At 64.4% G+C, this 18,544-nt stretch carries 21 protein-coding genes; 7 read left to right on the top strand and 14 right to left on the bottom strand.

Translation table 11 applies throughout. The features are described from left to right. From AC5Y4D_RS10310 to AC5Y4D_RS10290, 5 genes are all read right to left on the bottom strand, one after another. Positions 1-630, bottom strand: a complete 630-nt coding sequence (locus AC5Y4D_RS10310) for a fatty-acid--CoA ligase (protein ID WP_499946884.1) — start codon at positions 628-630, stop codon at positions 1-3. Positions 631-697: 67 nt separating this feature from the next. Beyond that, on the bottom strand, positions 698-1,270 hold the full coding sequence (locus AC5Y4D_RS10305; protein WP_499946885.1) for an Rv1363c family protein: 573 nt from the start codon (positions 1,268-1,270) through the stop codon (positions 698-700). 317 nt (positions 1,271-1,587) lie between these two features. Beyond that, a complete protein-coding gene (locus tag AC5Y4D_RS10300) occupies positions 1,588-3,027 on the bottom strand; it encodes a FadD3 family acyl-CoA ligase (RefSeq protein ID WP_499946886.1) in 1,440 nt (479 codons plus the stop codon). Continuing rightward, positions 3,024-4,214: an amidohydrolase family protein gene (locus AC5Y4D_RS10295; protein ID WP_499946887.1), complete on the bottom strand. Its 1,191-nt coding sequence runs from the start codon at positions 4,212-4,214 to the stop codon at positions 3,024-3,026. Before AC5Y4D_RS10295 ends, AC5Y4D_RS10300 begins: the two co-directional genes overlap by 4 nt. Before the next feature lie 87 nt (positions 4,215-4,301). Next, positions 4,302-4,724 carry a lipoprotein LpqH gene (locus AC5Y4D_RS10290; RefSeq protein ID WP_499990204.1) on the bottom strand — a complete coding sequence of 141 codons (423 nt, stop codon included), beginning with the start codon at positions 4,722-4,724 and terminating at the stop codon, positions 4,302-4,304. A gap of 111 nt (positions 4,725-4,835) precedes the next feature. Here AC5Y4D_RS10290 and AC5Y4D_RS10285 point away from each other — a divergent pair, with 111 nt between their 5' ends. Beyond that, positions 4,836-5,591: an enoyl-CoA hydratase/isomerase family protein gene (locus AC5Y4D_RS10285; RefSeq protein WP_499946889.1), complete on the top strand. Its 756-nt coding sequence runs from the start codon at positions 4,836-4,838 to the stop codon at positions 5,589-5,591. Then, positions 5,591-6,007 (top strand): Rv2576c family protein, encoded by a 417-nt coding sequence (locus tag AC5Y4D_RS10280; protein WP_500037105.1) that lies wholly within the window; start codon positions 5,591-5,593, stop codon positions 6,005-6,007. The genes AC5Y4D_RS10285 and AC5Y4D_RS10280 overlap by 1 nt, the downstream gene beginning before the upstream one ends. Here the strand turns inward: AC5Y4D_RS10280 and AC5Y4D_RS10275 are convergent. Continuing rightward, positions 5,923-6,624: a TetR/AcrR family transcriptional regulator gene (locus tag AC5Y4D_RS10275; protein ID WP_499946892.1), complete on the bottom strand. Its 702-nt coding sequence runs from the start codon at positions 6,622-6,624 to the stop codon at positions 5,923-5,925. The two genes, AC5Y4D_RS10280 and AC5Y4D_RS10275, sit on opposite strands and share 85 nt — an antisense overlap. A gap of 196 nt (positions 6,625-6,820) precedes the next feature. On the opposite strand from AC5Y4D_RS10275, the gene AC5Y4D_RS10270 reads away from it, so the two are divergent. After that, positions 6,821-8,122, top strand: coding sequence for a cytochrome P450 (locus tag AC5Y4D_RS10270; RefSeq protein ID WP_500037104.1), 1,302 nt, complete (start codon positions 6,821-6,823; stop codon positions 8,120-8,122). On the opposite strand, the gene AC5Y4D_RS10265 is transcribed toward AC5Y4D_RS10270, so the two are convergent. From AC5Y4D_RS10265 to AC5Y4D_RS10250, 4 genes are read right to left on the bottom strand one after another with little or no spacing between them, the layout of a single operon-like run. Further along, positions 8,115-8,387 (bottom strand): cytochrome C oxidase subunit IV family protein, encoded by a 273-nt coding sequence (locus AC5Y4D_RS10265; RefSeq protein WP_500037103.1) that lies wholly within the window; start codon positions 8,385-8,387, stop codon positions 8,115-8,117. The two genes, AC5Y4D_RS10270 and AC5Y4D_RS10265, sit on opposite strands and share 8 nt — an antisense overlap. Before the next feature lie 3 nt (positions 8,388-8,390). Continuing rightward, complete coding sequence (locus AC5Y4D_RS10260; RefSeq protein ID WP_499946895.1) at positions 8,391-8,978, bottom strand: cytochrome c oxidase subunit 3 family protein; 588 nt, start codon at positions 8,976-8,978, stop codon at positions 8,391-8,393. Continuing rightward, the gene (locus AC5Y4D_RS10255; RefSeq protein WP_500037121.1) at positions 8,975-9,808 is read right to left on the bottom strand and encodes a hypothetical protein; all 834 of its coding nucleotides are present in this window, start codon (positions 9,806-9,808) and stop codon (positions 8,975-8,977) included. The genes AC5Y4D_RS10260 and AC5Y4D_RS10255 overlap by 4 nt, the downstream gene beginning before the upstream one ends. Before the next feature lie 2 nt (positions 9,809-9,810). Beyond that, complete coding sequence (locus tag AC5Y4D_RS10250) at positions 9,811-10,572, bottom strand: hypothetical protein (protein WP_500037102.1); 762 nt, start codon at positions 10,570-10,572, stop codon at positions 9,811-9,813. 175 nt (positions 10,573-10,747) lie between these two features. Between AC5Y4D_RS10250 and AC5Y4D_RS10245 the strand changes: the two genes are divergently transcribed. After that, complete coding sequence (locus AC5Y4D_RS10245; protein ID WP_499946903.1) at positions 10,748-11,281, top strand: TetR/AcrR family transcriptional regulator; 534 nt, start codon at positions 10,748-10,750, stop codon at positions 11,279-11,281. A 4-nt stretch (positions 11,282-11,285) separates the two neighbouring features. On the opposite strand, the gene AC5Y4D_RS10240 is transcribed toward AC5Y4D_RS10245, so the two are convergent. Beyond that, a complete protein-coding gene (locus AC5Y4D_RS10240) occupies positions 11,286-11,681 on the bottom strand; it encodes a hypothetical protein (RefSeq protein WP_499946897.1) in 396 nt (131 codons plus the stop codon). A gap of 164 nt (positions 11,682-11,845) precedes the next feature. On the opposite strand from AC5Y4D_RS10240, the gene AC5Y4D_RS10235 reads away from it, so the two are divergent. The 3 genes from AC5Y4D_RS10235 to AC5Y4D_RS10225 all read left to right on the top strand — a co-directional run bounded on the left by AC5Y4D_RS10235 (position 11,846) and on the right by AC5Y4D_RS10225 (position 13,925). Next, complete coding sequence (locus AC5Y4D_RS10235; RefSeq protein ID WP_499946898.1) at positions 11,846-12,643, top strand: Rv1363c family protein; 798 nt, start codon at positions 11,846-11,848, stop codon at positions 12,641-12,643. After that, positions 12,643-13,281 (top strand): Rv1363c family protein, encoded by a 639-nt coding sequence (locus tag AC5Y4D_RS10230; RefSeq protein ID WP_499946900.1) that lies wholly within the window; start codon positions 12,643-12,645, stop codon positions 13,279-13,281. The genes AC5Y4D_RS10235 and AC5Y4D_RS10230 overlap by 1 nt, the downstream gene beginning before the upstream one ends. 122 nt (positions 13,282-13,403) lie before the next feature. Next, positions 13,404-13,925 (top strand): Rv2253/PknI dimerization domain-containing protein, encoded by a 522-nt coding sequence (locus AC5Y4D_RS10225; RefSeq protein ID WP_500037101.1) that lies wholly within the window; start codon positions 13,404-13,406, stop codon positions 13,923-13,925. A 105-nt stretch (positions 13,926-14,030) separates the two neighbouring features. On the opposite strand, the gene AC5Y4D_RS10220 is transcribed toward AC5Y4D_RS10225, so the two are convergent. The 3 genes from AC5Y4D_RS10220 to AC5Y4D_RS10210 are packed head-to-tail and all read right to left on the bottom strand — an operon-like array spanning position 14,031 to position 18,541. After that, positions 14,031-15,815, bottom strand: a complete 1,785-nt coding sequence (locus tag AC5Y4D_RS10220) for an MCE family protein (protein ID WP_500037100.1) — start codon at positions 15,813-15,815, stop codon at positions 14,031-14,033. After that, positions 15,816-17,129, bottom strand: coding sequence for an MCE family protein (locus AC5Y4D_RS10215; protein WP_500037099.1), 1,314 nt, complete (start codon positions 17,127-17,129; stop codon positions 15,816-15,818). Further along, on the bottom strand, positions 17,126-18,541 hold the full coding sequence (locus AC5Y4D_RS10210; RefSeq protein WP_500037120.1) for an MCE family protein: 1,416 nt from the start codon (positions 18,539-18,541) through the stop codon (positions 17,126-17,128). Before AC5Y4D_RS10210 ends, AC5Y4D_RS10215 begins: the two co-directional genes overlap by 4 nt. Between the last annotated feature and the right edge of the window lie 3 nt (positions 18,542-18,544).

The following is an 18,544-nucleotide window of genomic DNA, read 5'->3' as shown; positions in this document are numbered from 1 at the left end:
TCAGTCCGTCCCGATTCGCATCATGTCGAGATACCGGCCGACGAACAACGGCGGGTACGCACCGATCCCGACTCCGCTCAGCCACTGAGCCGCCGCATCCGGATGCTCGATCCATTCCCGGGCGCTGTCCTCGTCGGTGAACTCCTGCAGGATCAGCACCTCATGCGGGTCGTCGAAAGCTTGGAAGACCCAGGTCTTCCGGATCCCCGCCGCGGTGAACCGATCCATGGCGAGACCTACCTCGGTGTGCAGCGTCGTCACACTGTCCACCGACGCGAACGCGGCGACCACGACGCCCGGCGCCTTCGGGGCCACCGGCGGAGACTCCGGGACGAACCTGTCCACGATCTCGCCGGCGAAGACCGCCGGGATGTCGTCGACCCCGACGGCGTCGAACCATTCGAAAAACACCCGCGATCGCAGCAACTCTACGATCGGCTCACGGCTGTGCACGCCGATCATCACCAGCACGCGGCCGTGGTCGTGGGTTGAGGTGTACACCAGCACGTGGTGGGCACCGATGTCGGCCAGCGCCGCCTTGCGGCGCTCGAGCAACGGCCACACCTTGGCCGGGTCCGGAATCCGGTAGTCCGACGCGATCACCATCGAGTGAATGTCGCCCTCTGTCACTGACACTCCTCCTCATCGCCGCGTGCCGCGCAAGCCGGCGCGGGTATGGCCGACGTCTGCTCAGCCATCACGGCACATACTCCACGTTCGACATCTTGAGCTGCCCGCCCTCGCGGGTCATCGTCACGATCAGCCGGTCCTTTCGTGGATCCTGTTTGGCGCCAGCAACATTCGTGATTCTCGAGGTGCACGCCACCAGCACTACTGCGGAGTATTCGGTCATCGTGTCCAGTTCCACCGCGCTGGCCTGCACGGTTCCCTCCGATCTCAGCTGCGACTCTTCGAGGGTCTTGGTGAACTCGTCCGCCGTCTTCAGGAAGTCTGCCTTGAACGTACCGGTGGAGACGTCAAGGATGCGCTGCACGCCTTGCTTTGCGTGGCCGTAGTCGAGTGAGGTCAGTGTGACGACACCGTGCCGCGCGGCCGCGTCGAACTCCGCCACTTGCCGCCGCGTCCGGACCGCGTTCTGGTGTAGCACGGACATCTCGACGCTGGCCCCGATCGCGAAAAGGCTGACGAAGACGGCCGCCGCCGCGGCACCGGCCGACAGATTCGGCCGACGCAGACCGCCGGCTCGGCGCCGCGACGGTTCGCCCGTTGCTGTGGTTTCCGCCTCGGCCGCCTGGGCCGCGGAGCGCATTTTTGCCGTGGTATGCGACCTGCCGTTGTTCAGCGCAGGCAATTTCGTGCTGACGGCATCCCGGCGAATGCCGCCACCCCCCACTCGCCGGCTCGAGAACGAGATTGCTCGCTCAATCTGGCACTCCTCCACGGGTTGCCCGTCGGTGACAAGCAGGCTGTGAGCCACCGACCGTGTTGGGCAACCGCTCCAATCTGTCGCTCGACGCCGATTCCGTGCGGAATCCGCCAGGCTGGGACGGACGCCGGCTGTGGCCAAACCCTACTCGCCACGACGATCGCACGGGACCAGATGGGCAGCCGAGACCCCGACGAAGGTCAGCGGAGCAGGTCCTTGACCACCTTGCCGGTCGCGTTCATCGGCAGTGCGTCGATGAACTCCACCAAACGGGGCACCTTGAACCCCGCCATCCGGTCCCGGCACCACTCGATCAGCTCCTCGGCCTCGACGGGACCATTGCGCACCACGAACGCCTTGCCGACCTGTCCGAGCCGTTCGTCCGGGGCACCGATCACCGCAACCTGCGAAATCGCCGGGTGCTTGAGCAGGAACCCCTCGATCTCGGCCGGGTAGGCGTTGAACCCGCCCACGATGAACATGTCCTTCTTCCGGCCGACGATGCGCAGGCGGCCCGAGTCGTCGAAGTCGCCCAGATCTCCGGTGTGCAGCCACCCGTCGCCGTCGATGGCCTCTGCGGTGGCAACCGGATCGTCAAGGTAGCCCTGCATGACTCCGTACCCACGGACCAGAACCTCGCCGTCCTCGGCGATGCGCACCTCGACCCCGTCGCACGGCAGACCGGCGGTGGTGGCGACGGCCTCGAAGCAGTCGCCCGGCCGGGACAGCGTCACGTTACCGGCCTCGGTCAACCCGTAGCCGGTCATCAACGTCTCGAACGGCAGCTCGCCATGGATGCGCCGGACCAGTTCGACGGGGATGTCGGCGGCACCGGTTACACCCGCGCGCAGTGTCGACAACTTGGCTTTGTCTCCGACCGTCAAGAGCGAGTGGTACAGCGTCGGGGGTCCGGGCAGCATCGTGATCCGTTCCCGCGCAACGAGATCCACCACGGTGTCGATATTGAAAACCGGCACCGGCAGCATCGTTGCCCCGCGCAGGAAGGACGTGATGAGGCCGGCCTTCAGCCCGAACGTGTGGAAATACGGGTTGATCTGCAGGTAGCGATCGCCCTGGCGCAGGTCAGCGAGCGTCGCCCACTCCTCGTACATGCGCAGCGTCTGAGCGTGATTCATCATCGCGCCCTTCGGCCGGCCGGTTGTTCCGGAGGTGAAGATGATGTCGGAGATGTCGGTGCCGCTCACCGCTTGTTCGAACGGCGAACCGCTGGAAAGGAAATCGGAGCGCAGGTCGATGACCGGAATGCCTGCTGGCGCGGTGTAGTCCTGAGCCAGAAATCCCTTCTGCACCAGCACGGCCTTCACCCCGCTGCGAACGATGACGTCGCCGGCCTCCTCGGCTTTGAACCGCGTGTTGACCGGCACCAGCACGCCGCCGGCGGTCAGCAGTCCGAACGCCGCGATGATCCACTCGGCCGAGTTGGGCGCCCAGAGGGCGACCCGGTCGCCTTTGCCGATACCTAGATCAGCGAAAGCACCTGCAGCACAACGAATAAGCTGAACAAGTTCAGTGAAGGTGTAGCGCAGCGGACCGTCGACGACCGCTTCCGCATCGCCGAAGCGGTCCGCCGCGCTCAAGACCATCTCGGGGATGGTCTGCCAGTGTTGCGGGTCTGTCACACCGTGACGAGCCGGGCGAGGTTGCCGCCCATGATCTTCGCCTGGTCGTCTGACGACAGGTGCGACAGCGCCTCGATGTAGTAGGTCGGTTCCGCCAACCCCTCAGGATGGGGCCAGTCCGAGCCGTACAGAACCTGGTCCACACCAACAAGATTGACCAGATCGTCGATGCCGTCCTCGAAGAACGGGCTGACGTAGATCCGGTTTTTGACCATCTCCACCGGGTCGCTCGGGAAAGCCTCCGGCGCCTTTCGGAAGACCTCGGCCAGACCGTCCAACAACGGCGTCATCCACTTCGACCCTGCCTCGACGATCGCGACCTTCAGCTTCGGGTGGCGATAGAGCGCACCGTGGATCACCCACGATCCCACCGAATCCTGGATCGGCCGCCATTCGTTGAGGATGCCCATCGCGTTGGTCTGGAACGGCAGCATCTCGGCGCTGGCACCGTCCCATTCGGAGGTGTACCGGGAGTAGCCACTGTCGCTCGAGTGCATACCGACCAGCACGTCGTACTCGACGACTCGCTCCCAGAACGGGTCGAACTCGGGCAACGCGAACGACCGGGGCCCGCGGAAGCCGGGGACCGGCGCCGGGCGAACCAGGATGCAGCGGGCACCGCGCTTGACCGCCCACTCCAGCTCCTCGATCGCCTTCTCCACGATCGGCAGGGTGATCACCGGGGTGGTGAAGATGCGGTTCTGGTAGTTGAAGCCCCAGACTTCGTCGAGCCACTCATTGAGCGCATGGACCAGGACGTGGATGGCAACAGGGTCGTCCGACAGCCGCTCCTCGAGCAGGCTGGCCAGCGTCGGGAACATCAGGGTCTTGTCCAGACCCAGCTCGTTCATCACCTCCAGGCGCGGCGCCGGCTCGAAGAAGGCCGGGATGGCGCGCATCGGCTCGCCGAACAACTCGCGCTTCGTCTTGCCTTCGGGGTTGCCGTACTTGAAGTACTCCTCCCAGGCTCCTGGCTTGGCGACCACTTCGAAGGTCGGGTTGGGAATGTAGTTACTGATCTGGCCGCGGATCGCGATCTTGGTGCGCCCGTTGACCTGCACGTACTGGACGTGGTTCTTGTATTCCTTGGGCAGGAACTTGGTCAGCGCCTCCGGCGGCTCGTAGAGGTGGTTGTCCGCGTCAAAGATTGGAAACGGGACATCGACTCGATGCGACAACTGACCCATGAAATCCTCCTTCGCAATTAGTGAGAATCATATTCTCTCACCTCGTCATCCGCAACGAGCACCCGACCTCGTCAGGACGCGGTGCGGTCAGCACTTCACGTTGACCTTGAAGTCCGCAGTCGTCGGTTCGTTGGGTCGCGCGGTGGGAGCGCCAGCCGCAACGCCGGTGATCAGGTATGAACTGCCGTCGAAGCGAGTCGTTGCCGCGTCGCCGGTGCCTTGCGAATACATGCCCGTGAAGCCGCCCACGTCTTGGATGCGCACGGACTCCGCGACTGCCCGCGCCGCACGCCCATCCACGACGACGGTGGCCCCGGCGAGTTTGCCGCCGATATGTATCGTCCGGTACCACTGCACCTGAGTGCATTTGACGACGTCGAACTTCGCCTCGACCCCGTTAACCGTGACGGAGGCCTGGCCGACGAGCGGCGTTTGCGGCGACGACGAAGTGCAAGCGCTCAACGCGCCCGCGGCGAGCGCGGCAGCAGCAGCCACGACTGGGCGACGCATCCAATCACCTCCATCCTCCGCTGCGGAAAGATCTTCGGCCTGCAGCGATGATGTTATTCTCCCAAATAGAGAATGCCAATATCAGTCGTCTTGGGCCAAGGAGCTTTCGGCATGGTGGACCTGGAGGTCGACGAATCCGGCACCGGCGTTGCGGTCATCACTATCGATCGCCCGCACGCGCGCAACGCCATCGCGTTGGACACCATGCAGCAGTTGGAAACAGCGCTCGATGCGGCCGCGGGGGCTCGCGCCCTGGTCATCAAAGGCGCCGGTGACCGGGCATTCGTGTCGGGCGGCGACCTGAAGGAGCTCAGCGCGCTGCGGACCGAGGAGGACGCTTCGGCGATGGCCAAACGGATGCGGTCGATCTGCGATCAGATCGCGAGCTTCCCTGCCCCGGTCATCGCCGCGCTGAACGGCCACGCCTTCGGAGGCGGTGCCGAAGTGGCCGTCGCCGCCGACATCCGGGTGGCCGCCGACGACATCAAGATCGCCTTCAACCAGGTGGCGCTGGAAATCATGCCGGCCTGGGGCGGCGCCGAACGACTGGCCGCGCTCGTGGGAAAGGGCCGGGCGCTGCTGCTGGCGGGCGGCGGGGCTGCCCTCGACGCCGTCGAGGCCGAGCGGATCGGCCTAGTGGATCGAGTGCTGCCCCGCGCGTCGTTCGATGAGGGCTGGCGATCGATCGCGCAGTCGTTGGCCCGGCAACCGGCGACCGAAATAAAGCGCGTAATCAGCGGAGTTTCACCCGACGAGGCGATAGCATCCTTTGCGCGGCTTTGGGTTGCCGACGCACACTGGCGGGCCGCGGAGCAGGTAACGAATCGCACGGCCAGTCCGCGCCCCGAGGCTCGAGGAGCGACATGATGTACCGGTTGGTGTGCGTGGGCTCGGCGATCTTGGTCGGGATTGCGGGCTTGTCGGTGAGCACCGGACGGGCACTCGCCGACGACCCGATCATGCATCACGTCAAATACACCATCAACGCGAAGAATCCGATCTACGCCAACATCTATTACATCGACCAAGAACCGCCGACTTTCGCCGATTACAGCCACGATCCCTACCGCTTCACGCCGAATGTCCAGGTCGACATCGCTCCGGGCAAACCGTGGAGCTTCGAACTGAATCTCGCCAAGCCCGAGTACTGGGCGATGGTCGTCGTCAACACCGGCACCGAGCCCAGCACGCCGGAGTTTCACTGCGAGCTGTCGGTGGACGGGTCGGTCGTCGTGTCCAAGGACGGACCCAGAGGTGTGCTCTGCTCGATCCGGAGCTGGTGAACCACCCACGTCGGAGAAATCTCCGCAATCGGCTGAGGTTCCCCTTCCAACCGCCGTAGGTGATCCTCGACGAATTCGAGCGTCTCGAGGTGTCCGCCCGACATACCCATCGCCTGCTCGAGCACCAGGAAACGGGACAAGCTGGTCATCAGCACGGTGAACACCACCGGCGGAACGAAGTCGGTGTCCACCTCGTAACGTCGCAGGGCAGCCGCCACCACCTGACGTTGTTCCTCGCGGAAACGATCGGCGTAGTACGCGATTTCGGCTCGCATCTCCTTGCGGTGATTAGCCAGCGCCATGAACTCCATCGAGATGCGGGTGAAGGCGGGATCGGTGCCGAATCGCCACAGCGCCCACAACGGCTGCGGCAACCGCAGCAGCTGCGCCTGCGCTTGCAGCCCCTCCTCGGCGCGCCGCCGAAAGACGGCCAGGAACAGGTCGTCCATCTTGCGGAAGTAGTAGTGCACCAGTTGTGGCTTGAGTCCGGCCTTGTGAGCCAGCCGTCGCGACGTCACCGCGGCGTAGCCCTCTTCGATCATCAACTGTTCGGCCGCGTCGAGCAGCAAGCCGCGATTCTTCGCGTCCGGCGCCCCGATCCTGCGGGCCGATGTCATGCCGTTACCCCGTCTTCCGTGCGTCGAGCTGATCGTAGCGAGCGGGCCGCCCGGACCGGGCGTGTGAACCTTGACCGCGACAATACCGCCATGCTAAGCAGGTGCTCAGCATACTTGCTGAATTGGGCGGCGCCAGCTCTCGTCGCCGACTGACCATTTGGTGACGCGGTTGCGAGGCCGGCCCCGGGAGGAACGCATGACGAGCACGTACGACACCATCGACTTCTTCACCGACCCGTCGCTGGTCCCCGACCCGTACGCGTACTTCGACTACCTGCGCGACCAGAACCCGGTCCTGCGTCTTCCGCACTACGGGGTGGTCGCCGTCACCGGTTACGAGGAGGCGACGGCGGTCTACAAGGACACCGATTCCTTCTCGAACTGCGTGGCGCTCGGTGGGCCATTCCCGCCGCTGCCGTTTCAGCCCGACGGCGACGACATCAATCACCAGATCGACGAGCACCGGACGAGTTTTCCGATGTTCGAGCACATGGTCACTATGGATCCGCCCGAGCACAGCCGGGCGCGATCGATCTTGAGCAGGCTGCTGACCCCGAGCCGGCTCAAGCAGAACGAGGAGTTCATGTGGCGCCTCGCCGACCGGCAGCTCGACGAGTTCCTGGTCAACGGCAAGTGCGAATTCATCGGCGAGTACTCCAAGCCGTTCGCCACGTTGGTGATCGCCGACCTGCTCGGTGTTCCCGAGGAGGACCACAAGGAGTTCCGGGTCGTGCTGGGCGCTGATCGCCCGGGCCGGGTCGGAGCCTTGGACCACGAGCCAGTGGGCGTGAACCCGCTGGAATGGCTGGACGACAAGTTCTGCTCCTACATCGAGGACCGGCGCGCCAACCCCCGCGAGGACGTGCTGACCGCGCTGGCGACGGCCAAGTACCCCGACGGGTCCACGCCCGAGGTCATCGAGGTGGTCCGGTCGGCCACGTTCCTGTTCGCCGCCGGCCAGGAGACGACGGCCAAGCTGCTGAGCGCCGCGCTGCAGGTGATCGGCGACCGCCCCGACATCCAGCAGCAACTCCGCGACGACCGCAGCCTCATTCCCGGATTCATCGAGGAATCGCTGCGGATGGAAAGCCCCGTCAAGAGCGACTCGCGACTGGCCCGCCGGTCCACTCGAATCGGCGGTGTGGACATTCCGGCCGGGACGGTGGTGATGGTGCTTCCGGGTGCGGCCAATCGTGATCCGCGCCGGTTCGAGAACCCGCACGAGTTCCGGCTGGACCGCAAGAACGTCCGCGAACACATGGCTTTCGCGCGCGGCGTGCACTCCTGCCCCGGTGGGCCGCTCGCCCGGGTGGAAGGTCGGGTCTCCATCGAACGCATCCTGGACCGGATGGCCGACATCCGCGCCGACGAGACCGAACACGGCCCTGCCGGGGCACGCCGCTGGTTGTACGAGCCCACCTACATCCTGCGCGGACTCAACAACCTGCACCTGACGTTCACGCCGCAGGACCCCCCGCCCGGGCGCCCGGTCAGTTGACCGCCAGGCCGACGAAGTAGCTGCCGAACAGTCCGGCCGCGACCAGCAGCACCCAAGCGTCGGTCAGCCGGCACAGCAGCGGTGGCGCGTGCCTGACCTCCATGAACTCGCGAAAGATGATGCGCACCTTGACAAGTGCGATGACGATGACGCTGGACGTCACGACCGCACTTGCGCCGGTCGCTGAGTGATCGACCAGTAGGTAGCCCAGCGTAAGGGCGGCCAGCACCACCCAGACGATCAGCAACCTCTTGTCGAATTTCACCGGTCACCTCACCACGTACAGCATCGCGAAGATGAGCACCCAGAGGAAATCGACTGTGTGCCAATAGGTCGCGCAGGTTTCCACCAGAATCTGAGATTCCTGGGATCCACGCCGCGCACCCCGGAGTCGGTAGACGATGACACCGAGAGCGACGAACCCGATCAGCAGGTGGATGAAATGGATGCCGGTGAGGAAGAAGAAATACGTGAAGAAGTCGTCGCTGTCCGGGCCGTGTCCCGCACTCACCAATCGCGCCCACTCAAACACCTTGCCGCCGAGGAAGAGCGCGGCGAAGGCGGCTGTGACGAAGACGTCCCGCAGGGCCTCGCGATAGCAACCGGCGCGGGAAGACTGAACGCACCGCGCCACCGACCAGGAACTCAGCAGCAAAACAAGGGTGTTGAAGACACCGATGCGGAGGTCCAGGTGCGCCTGCGAGTGCAGAAACAGCTCGGGGCTGCGGGTGCGGTAGAACAAATAGAAGCCGAAATACCCGGTGAAGACCAAGGTTTCGAACAATACGAACGCCCACATGTCCGGCTGACCCGGCACGAACGGCGTGCGCTCGTCCTTGTCGGTGATCTCGGTCATGACACACTCGTCCGTTTCGACGGCGAGTCAGGCAGTACCCCGGTACCGAAGTCTTCGCGCCGGATCATCTTGAACAGCATGACGACGAATGTGACCTGATAAATGCCGAATACGACCATGTCCAGCCACCACGCGATCTGGCCATTCCAGGCCAGTACACCACGCTGGAAGATCCAACAGGGCGCCACGACCACCTCGGTGAGCGCATTGCACAGGTTGAGATAGCCGAACCACTTCGGAAAGACCCGATTCTTGTCGATCAGAATCGCGACCATCCAGAGCAGCGAGCCGATCAGGAACACACCCATAGTCCCGTCGAAAGACAGGAAGGCGAAGTCGTAGAGCCAACCGATCGCCTCGGGATCCCGCTCGGGTCGCATCGTCCCGACGACCAGCGCGATGCAGAGCAACAGCAAGCCCGGTACCGCACTGAACGAGTAGATGAGCAGATACGAATACCCGAAGATGCGGCTGACCGACATGCGACGCATCGAATACGCGATCAGCGCATTGTTCACCGCGGTCATGCCGGTGATGGCGAATACGACGCCCAAGCCGATCGGTATCCCGAGCTGGCGTTCGGAGAACCAGTGCACCTGCCCCGCGAGGTCCGAGGTCGGTTGCGGCGGGGGCTGGGCTCGTGCCACCACGAAGACCATCGGGAAGAACAGGTTGTAGAAGACGACGAGCGTCCACCAGGCCACCCACAACTCACGCTTGGGGTTGTGCCGCAGGTGCCAGGCGATCCGGCGATGCAATCCACCCGCGGGCGGCCCTGAAACTGGCCCCGAATCCGGTGGGGCCCCAGCGTCCGGTGACGTCGTCAGCATGTTCATGCGGATTCCAGTTCTGCTGTGGCACTCTGGATCTCACCGCGCTCCCGATACACCGCCCGCCCCAGCACGACGCCCATGACGACGACCCAGACACCGATGGCGATGTTTTTCAACCAGAAAGACAACAGGCCGTCCCACGCCAGCGGACCGGTCAACGACACGCCGACGAACGCCGCCGGCACGAGCGCTGCGGCAACCAGCAGGTTGAAGTGGGCCACCCAGCGACCGAATACAGGACGGGGCTGGTCGTCGAAATAGATTGCCGCGGCGAGGATCACGCTTTGCCCGATCAGAAAGGGAACCACGACCGTGAAGGTGATCCAGGCGAAGTCGTTGAGCAACTGCGTCAGCTCAGGACTTCGTTCCGGGCGGAATGCGGCCAGCAGCCAGCAGACGTTGGCGATCAGGAACAGGGTGGGGCCGCCCGCGACGCAACCCAGCATCGCGTAGGAGAAGATCGGGGTGCGGTGCGCCATCCTCCGGATCTGCATCACGATCAGCGTCAGGATCGGGACCAGGCATACGCCGAACCAGTTGAAAATGACCATGCTGTACCGGATTTGGGGGTTATTCGCCGGATCGCGATAGAACGCGGCAACCTCGTCCGCGGGCATGGTCGGCGACATGGGCGGGTAGAACCCCGGGAACAAGAAGAATGCAGCGATCCAGATGATCACCGTCACAGGCAATGTCCACAGCAGGAGCAGTTCACCGTCGAGTTTCCTCGATGAATCGCGCACCACGGCGGACTCGGACATCACTGACTCCCTCCCGCGGTGTAATCGCTTGGCCCAGTGACCGAAAGTAGCCGATCGGCTAGGGGCCGGTCAATAGCCGATCGGCTAGGCTCTCGGTGTGGCGTCAGTGCAGGCCGGGAATCAGTCCCGCAGTGCGTTCCGTTTCATCGCACGTAGCGCCGCGCAGACGCGGGTCCTGGACGCGGCGCTGAAATTGATCGCTGAACATGGGGTGGGCGGAACGTCACTGCAGATGATCGCGGACGCGATCGGAGTCACGAAGGCGGCCGTCTACCACCAGTTCAAGACCAAGGAACAGATCGTCGTTGCCCTCACCGAACGCGAATTGGGCGGCCTGGAGGAGGCGCTGGAGGCCGCCGAGGCCCATGACGATTTTCCGCGGGCACGAGAGATGCTTCTGGGTGGGGTCATCGACATGGCCATCAAGCGTCGCGGCGCAGCCAGCACCCTGCAGTTCGATCCGGTCATCGTGCGACTGCTGGCCGAGCACGACCCATTTCAGCAATTCATCGCGCGGCTCTACGGCGTGCTGGTCGACGACACTTCCGAGGACGCGCGGGTGTCGGCGGCGGTGCTGTCGGGGGCTATCGCGGTCGGCGTCATGCACCCGCTGGTCGCGGACGTCGACGACGAGACGCTGCGTTCGCAGCTGCTGCGCGCCACCCACCGTCTGATCGGTGCCTCCGAGGCGGATGATGGCGCCAAATAGGAGATTACGTATCGGCGCGCACCCAGGTCGTCACACCGTCATGGGCTATGCAGACCAGGAACAGGCCGTCGGGCGCCTGCGCGACGTAGTTCAAGTACTGGCGACACTCGGCGCCCTCTTCCTTGACGCCCGCCATCGGAGGTGACCGGAACCATCGTGGCTCGTACCTTCGCGGCGAGCCGCAGAACATCAGTCGCCCAGATTCCGGAGAGGTGGGCATGCTGTCGGTCCCGAAGGCGTAGTAGGTGGTGTTGTCACACGGCGTGCCCAGCACCTGATGCCCCATTATTCCCGGGGTGCACTCGGGGTAGTCGCACACAGTCGGTCCGGCGACGGACGGCGGTGCAGCCAGTACACCGCCACCCAGTAACGCAGCAAACAAAGCCACGACGGATCGCACGCCATAACTTTGCCACAGCTAGCTGGATCTGAAAAGCAAATCGTCCGGCTCGGACAACGTCGCGAACCAACCGCGGCGCGGGACGAGATTTCGCCTCGAGGACCTCGAAAGCAGCTGTCCGATCAGGGCATTGAGCCCATGACAGGGTGGTAAGCTGATTCTCCGTGCACGATCCGGAGAGCCCTGGCGACGAACCTGGTGACCACCCGGAGTGCGCGGTCGATCCCGACGAATCGCAGTCGTACTCAGGGCAAGACTCTGCCGGTGAGGCTCCCGTCCCGGCGGACGCAGAAGACGAAGTGGCGAAGGCTGAAGCGCGGGTCGAGGCAGCGCGGGTACGCGTCGCCAAGCTGCGCAAGGCAGCAGGCGCCCAGGATGCGGACGACGACGCGACCTCGCTCTCTCGAGAGGATGAGCGGAGCCGCACAAAGTCGAGGCGGGCACGGCTACCGGGGCTGCGGCGATCAAGGCGGCTCCGCCGCCCGGGGCGCAAAGCGGTGGCAATCGGAGTGGGCGTCGCGCTCGTCGCGCCCTCCCTCGGCGCGATCGGTTACATGCTGCACCAGCACCACACCCTCATACACAAACGGCAGCTCTCCCAGGACTATGCCGCTGCGGCCAGGCAGGCAGTCACCACGCTCATGTCGATCGATGCCAACCACGCCAAGGACGACATCCAGCGAATCATCGACGCCACCACGGGCCCGCTCAAGGACCAGATCTCGGTGATGTCGAGCCTTATGCTCAAGCAGACGGAAGAATCGAAGACCACGACCAAGGTAAACGTGGAGGCGGTCGCCGTCTCGTCTGCGACCGACAGTTCCGCGGTCGCGCTTGTGGTGGCGAAATCCGATGTGACCGATGCTGATAACAAAAATCGGCCGCCGCAGCTGTGGCGGCTCACCATCGAGATCGTCCGCGACGGCAGTCAGTTCAAGTTGTCGAAAGTCGAATTCCTGTAATGGATGTAGGCCAGGACTCGTCGGTCGACACCGTGGCCGCGCAAGACGAAAGCACAGAAACCCCGGCTCCTCCGGAGACGGACGCATCCCAGGCGCGACGGAAGCCGGCACGCGCCAACGCATTCCGGGCTCTTGGTCGGTGGACTCGCCGACGTTTGGCCAACTGGCGTTCGATACTTGCGACGGCGTTGGTCGCTGCCACTGTCGGCACCGCCGCGGGCTTGTTCTTCGTTCAGTACCGTCCGGACCAGACGATGAGCGACGCCGCGTCGGACCGAGCACTCCAGGCGGCTTCGGACGGCGCCGTGGCGCTACTTTCCTACTCCTTCGACAGCCTCAACCGCGATTTCGCCGCGGCGAAGTCGCGTCTCACCGGCAATTTTCTGGCCTATTACAGCAAGTTCTCCGAACAGACCGCGGCCTTGGCCCTGCAGGGGCAATTGACGTCCACGGCCAAGGTGATTCGTGCCGCCATCTCGGATATACATCGCGATTCGGCCGTCGTGTTGGTGTTCGTCAACCAGACCACGACAAGCAAGCGAAAGCCGGAACCCGTCGAAGCCCACAGCAGCATCCTGGTCACGCTGACGAATATCGACGGTTCGTGGCTGATCGCGAAGTTCGACCCGGTTGACTGACCGCGACACCTTTCGGTTCCGATCGGCATTTTTTCGGGACCGAAGCGGTGTTAATCTCATTTCACGAAAGCCGGAATCGGCCTGACAATGTCGGTCATATATTGCGCGTCGAGGAGCACGTGATGCGTTCAGTCGGAACATTTTCCGCCGCAACCCTGATCGGTGCCGTCGTATGCGGCGTGTTGGGCCCGGCGGCCACGGCTGAAGCGACAACCATGGAAGACGTTGCCATCAACGGGACCTTCCGCGCCACCTCGATCGGCGACTATGCCAGAACCAACGACCAGTATTACGGCGAGCCGACGATCATCCAGACCTGGACGATCAGCTCGTCATGCGAGACGTTTCAGGAATGCCATGGCACGGTGACAAGCGACCAAGGATGGAGCGCGCCGCTTTACATGGTCGACGGGATCATGTGGAAGCTCAAACGCGATGTGCCGAACTGGGAGCGGTGCGAGGACGGTAGCGCGTACACCGGACAGCAGACCTTCTACTTCTATCCGGTCGATACCAATGGTGAATTTAAGCTGGGATCGCCGGTGATGGCCGGAAAAGACAAAACGGTCGGCCCGAGCGGCGCCTGCGGCCAGAATCAATGGCTCGATATCGCGATGCCGTTGCGCCTGGACAGGCTAGCTTGATCAGGCGTTTGTAGCGGGTTCGCGGCGGCGAGCCGTCCCGCCACGTGGCCCAGCCCTGCGAGCGCCGCGTCCACGGTCGCCAATCAGCGCGTCCACGATCGCCAATCAGGTGGTGGGGAGCATGTCCTTCCACGTCTTGGGCGCTTTCACCGCCGCAAGGTCCGACTGCTCGTACAGCTTTCCGTCCGGACCGACATAACGGCCCGTATGTGGGTCGTAATGGGCAAACACGATCGCCGGCACGTGCTCGCCGGTCCCAGGACCGAACGAACTCGGCGCCGCCGACGGCCCCGAACCGTTGGCCGCGGGAGGCGGTGCGGCGGGTTCGGGAGCGGGCAACGCGGGCGCGGCGGCGGGTACGGGGAGTTCTCCCGGCGAAGGGATGTCAAGGGGCGCTATGGGCGAAATGTCAGCTGACATCGGCGACGTCAGTGCCAGTCGGGGTGGCGTGGACGGCACCGGTGGAACAGCCGCGCCCAGCGTGCCCGGTGGTGCAGTTTCCCCTCGCGGCCCCGGCGGTGTGCCCCGCGGCACCGCCCCCGGTGGCAGCGGAGTTCCCTCGACCGGACCGAAAATCCTGGCGTTGGGGTTGACCCGGTCATCGACCGGGATGCCCTGTGCCAGCAGGTTTGGATCCAGCGGGGAGGGACCGAGAACGTGCTGGCGCATCGCCAGCGGCATGAACGGCTTGTCGCTGTTGCAGATTTCCACGGTGGGCGCTCGCTTGCCCGGATGACCCATGCACGGATAATTGCGGGCGCCGCGGACCGAGAGCGGGGAATCCTGCGGCAGTTTGCAATACAACCCGTCCGGTGTGTCCACATCGGTGAGATCGTCCGGGGAACGCCACTGGCTTGGTGGCATGAAACCGACCGTGCAAATCGGCGGGTCGTCGATCGTCAGCGCGAAGTCGCCTTGCGCCGAACCTTCCGGATGGGCGGTGGGTCCAGAAGCTTGCTCGATAGCCACAGCCGATGGCAGCAACACCAGCAACTGCTCCAGCGAGGGGTGGTAGGTGACGCCGATCTGCCCGATAGTGGTCAGGTTGGCCAGCAGCACCGGCAGCGTCGGCTTGATTTGATCAAGGAGCCGGGACGCCTCGTTGGCCGCGCCAGAACCATCGCGCAATAGTCTGCGGATGCTTGCATCGTCGTTGGCCAACACGTCGGAAATCCCGGCGAGACTGCGCGACCACTTCCTGATCGAATCGGTGGTGCGGGCTTGCGAATCCAACAGCGGCCCACTGTCTTCGGTGAGAGTGCGGGTGCGGTCGACGACGCCGTTGGCGTCGCGCGACAGGATCGTTGTGGAGTCGAACAGCGACCCGAGATCGTAACCGGATCCATTGAAGCCCCGGAAGGTCTCGTCGAGCAATTGGCCGAGTTTGGTCTTCGGGATGCTGGTGACCAGAGCATTGACCTGCTCGAGCATCGGCCCCACCGGCTGCGGAATCGTCGTGTCGCGCACGCGGATCACCGACCCGTCGTGCAGGTAGGGCGGCGAATCGGTTTTGGGTCGCAAGTCCACGTACTGTTCGCCCACCGCGGAGACACTGAGCACATGCGCGCCGCACTGGTCCGGAGGACCGGGACGCTCTGGACAAGCTGTCATGTCCGCCGGGACCTTGGGTGACGTGCCAAGCGAGAGCGTCGCTTTCGCACCGGTCGGCGTCAACTCCACCGAGGTGACCTTGCCGAGTTGGACCCCACGGTAGGTCACATTGGCGAAGCGATACAGGCCGCCGGCCGCGGGCAGCTCCAGCGTCACCGTGATCCGCCCGATGCCCAGCAGCATGGGCGCCTGGATGTAGAAGAGGACCATCGCGATCACGCCAATGGTCCCGACGATGGTGAAGATCGCCAGCTGGATCCGAACGAAGCGCGTCAGCATCTATCCGCCACCTTCTCCCGGCGCTGGACCGGGACCCGGATTGGGCACCGGTGCCGCGGACGGCGGAGGCCCGGGCAGCGGCGCCGCAGCTGGCGGAGGTCCGGGCAACTGCGCCCCACCGGGCAGTGGTCCAGGCAACGATGGGGAATATGGCGCCGGTCCCGGCAGCGCAGGAAGCGGCAGTGCCCCCGGATCGATCCACGGCGGCCTGATCGGGTTGTGCAACGGATCCAGTGTGTAATTCAAGTAGTACGGCTCCCCGGGCGCCGGTACCAGCGGCTGGTCCACCTGTCCGAAGCGGGTCCCCAACATCAGTCCCCGCTTGAGCCGTGGAATCGAGAGATCCAACTGGACATGCAGATTGAAGTAATCGCCCCGGACTGCACGGTCGACGAAGTTCTGAGTGAACGGGAACACGAAGCCCGCTGAGATCGCCGTGCCGAGTTCCGGCCCGACGTCGGCGAGCGCACGGATGGTCGGCTCCAGGTTCTGGAGATTCTTGACCAGGTCGGCCTGGGTGTCGTTGATCAGCCGGGTAGCGGTGTTGCTGAAGACGCGAAGCTTGTCCAGCGCGGTCGTCAGGCGGGGCCGCTCCCTGATCAGCACGTCGAGCGCGGGCGGAATCTTGCGCAGCGCTTCACTGAGAACGTCGCGTTGCCCGGCGAATGTGGCAGTCATCCGGTTCAGCGCCTGGATGGAGTCCACGATGTTGTTCCGCTGTTGGTCGAGTGTTCCGACGAACGTGTCGAGGCGGGTGAGCAGATCGCGTAAGGCGCCTTGTCGCCCGGACATGGCGACCGAGAAATTGTGGATGACCTCCCCGATCTGTCCCAGCCCCCCGCCGTTGACGACGGCCCCCAGTGACGACAGCGTCTGCTCTGTCGAGGGGTAGACCGACGAGCGGGTCAACGGGATGGTGGCTCCGGGCTGCAGCCGTCCGGTCCCCGATTCGCCGAGCGGTGTATTGAGCGCCAGATGCATCGACCCCAACAGGCTGGTCTGACCGACGCTGGCTACCACATTGGCCGGGACGACGACATCGCGCTGCACTGAGATCTCGACGTCGGCATGCCAGCCTTTCACCTTCATCGCCCCGACGCTGCCGACTACGACGTCGTTGATCATCACCGGCGAATTCGACTCCATTGTCCCGACATTGGGAAGTTCGACGTGGTAGATGTTGGCCCCGGGGCCACGTCCGACCGCGCCGGGCAGCGGTAGTGAATTCAGTCCGTGGAATGCGCATCCGGTCGCCGTCAACGCAACACAGCCGCCCACGGCGAGCACCCGCCGAACGCGGACCCGGGCGATCACGGTTGCGGCCCTTCGGCAGGCAGCAGCATTCCCGACACGGCCGGCGGCGGTGCTTGCATCGGTGTCGACGGCGGGGGCGGCATCGGCATCGCCAAACCCGGTATCCGCGGCGGCGGCTCGGCCCCCGGCCCGCCTACGGGATCACCCGGCAGGCCGGTGTAGGCCGACACCGCGGGAGGGATCTCCGGTGCTGTGGGCTTCGGTCCCGCGCCGCCGGGAGCCAGCCGCGGTTCGGTGTAGAGGATCTTCGAGGGGTCCACCGACTTCTGAATGAAGATGTTGATGGGGATGGGCAAACTGTTGAAGTTGAGCAGCCGCAACCCGGGACCGAGAAACAGCGAGCACAGCTTGCCCGATTCGGTAGAGGTGACGTTCTCGATGGAGCCGATTTGTGAGCAGCCCGGAATCGGCAACGGCAGCAACAAACCCGAAAACGTGGGATTCGCGAAGTTCATGATCCCGAACCCGCCCACGATGGTTCCGGTGTCGGCGTTGTAGTCGTTGAAGAAGTTGCCCAGCGCGTTCGGCGCACCGTGCAGAATGTTCTCCAAAGCCATGTGCTGATCCACCAAGGTCTGCGTGACGTTGGCCAACCGGGCGACCTGCTCGCTGGTCTGGTTGCGGGAGCCGGCGATGAACCGCTGCACCTCGCCGACCGCCGTCGACAGGTCGGTCAGGGCCGCGTCCAGTTCGGACTTGCTGTCGTTGACGACGCTGGTCAGCGTGGCCAGGCGGTCGTTGAATCGCATGATCTGGGTGTTGCTGTCGCGCAGCGCGGTGACGAAGGTCTGCAGATTTTTGATGATGTCGACGATGTTGCCGCTGCCGTTGGCGAGTATCCGGCCCACTCCGGATAGTTGGGCCAGCGCCTGCCGCAGCTTGTCGCCGTTGCCCTCGAGTGCGTTGGCGGCGCTGTCGATGAAACGGCCCACCGAAGTGCCTGATACGCCGCTGCGGGGTCCCAGATCCGTTGCCAGCCGCATCAACTGGATTTTGACTTCGTCCCACTCGACGGGTACCGCGGTGCGGTTGACGGGTATCACTGCGCCGTCCGGCATGACCGGACCACTGTTCCGGTAGGCGGGGGTGAGTTGCACATACCGGGCGGCCACCAGGTTCGAGGCGACGATGACCGCTTTGGCGTCCGCCGGAACGGGTACGCCGTGGTCGATCTCGAGGGTCATCCTGGTCTGTGATCCCTGCGGATCTATGGACTTGATGGTGCCGACTTTGACACCCGACACCCGCACCTCGTCACTGGGGTAGATCGCCGTGGCGGTGACGAAATATGCCGTGATGGTCTTCGGACCGAAAAACGTGTTGCGGATGACCATGCCCGCACCGGCAACGATGAGGACCACCAGGACGACCGCAGTCACGACCATCAGCCGCCGGCGCGGGACGCGCGACATCTT

The sequence above is a fragment of the Mycobacterium sp. NGS67 genome (assembly GCF_059812185.1).
This window is presented reverse-complemented; position numbering and strand designations above follow the sequence as displayed.